Source organism: Gemmatimonadota bacterium (assembly GCA_026706345.1).
GTDB lineage: Bacteria > JAAXHH01 > JAAXHH01 > JAAXHH01 > JAAXHH01 > JAAXHH01.
Map to the genome: position 1 here is coordinate 1 of JAPOYX010000113.1, position 1193 is coordinate 1193.

The 1193-nt window shown below is 59.7% G+C and carries 1 protein-coding gene; it reads left to right on the plus strand.

The features are described 5' to 3' along the window. The coding region (locus tag OXG98_07880; protein ID MCY3771922.1) for a molybdopterin-dependent oxidoreductase at window positions 1–1193 on the plus strand (1193 nt) is incomplete at both ends.

Below are 1193 nucleotides of genomic sequence, written 5' to 3' on the forward strand. Positions count from 1 at the left end.
ACTGGGCTGGCCCGAGACCGACCTTCGAGTCATCGCCCCAGACGTCGGCGGCGGTTTTGGACCCAAGGCGCATGTGTTTCCCGAGGAAATCCTGACGGCCTTCTTCGCCCGTCGTTTTGGCTGCCCGATCAAGTGGATTGAAGATCGACGGGAAAATCTGGCAGCCGCCATGCACGCCAAGCATCAAATTGTCGAGGCCGAACTCGCCCTGAAGAACGACGGGACCATCCTCGGTGTGAAGGCCCGCTTTCTGAACGACGTGGGTGCGTATTCCTGCTTTCCGTTTAGTTCTGCCCTGGAGGCCGGGCATGCAGCCTCAGGGCTGCCCGGTCCGTACAAGCTCCCGGCCTATCGCTACGAGGCCCTCTCCATTGTCACCAATAAGGTCACCTTGGGCGCCTACCGCGGCGTGGGTCTGCCGATTGCCATCCTGGTCATGGAACGCTTGCTGAATCTTGGCGCGCAGCGGCTGGGGCTTGATCCGGCGGAGATCCGCCTGCGGAATATGATCCGCCAGGAAGATCATCCCTACACCACGATTGCCGGAGCAAAGATCGAAAGCGGCAGCCATCAGGAGTCCTTACAAAAGGCGCTCGATATGCTGGGGTATGACAACTTCCGAGCGGAACAGGAACACGGTCGAAAGGCAGGCCGCTATCTTGGTGTGGGCCTGGGCTGTTACATAGAAGGCACGGCCCCCGGTTCTTCGTTTTTTAACCTCATGGGCATACAGGTTGGCGGCTATGAATCGGCCACCGTGCGTAGGGATGTCAATGGGACAGTCACCGTTTTGACCGGCTCTTCTTCACATGGTCAGGGTCATCAAACCACCCTCGCCCAGGTTGCAGCCGACGAATTGGGCGTGGCCGTGGCCGATGTGAAAGTCGTGCAAAGCGACACCGCTCTTGTTCCCTATGGCTGGGGAACCTGGGGCAGCCGAACGGCGGTGACCAGTGGTGGAGCTATTATCGGAGCAGCGACGAAAATCCGGGAGAAGATTCTGCGTACGGCCTCACGGCTCAGCGAAATTCCTCCGGACGACCTCGAATTGGCGGGCGGTATGGTGGTCCGCAAACAGGACGGGACCACGCTCATGCCGATTAAGACGATCGCCTACCACGCCATCGTCGCACCCAGCAATTTAGCCCCGGAAGACGCGCCCGGTTTGGAGGCAACCACAAATTATGAGCCCC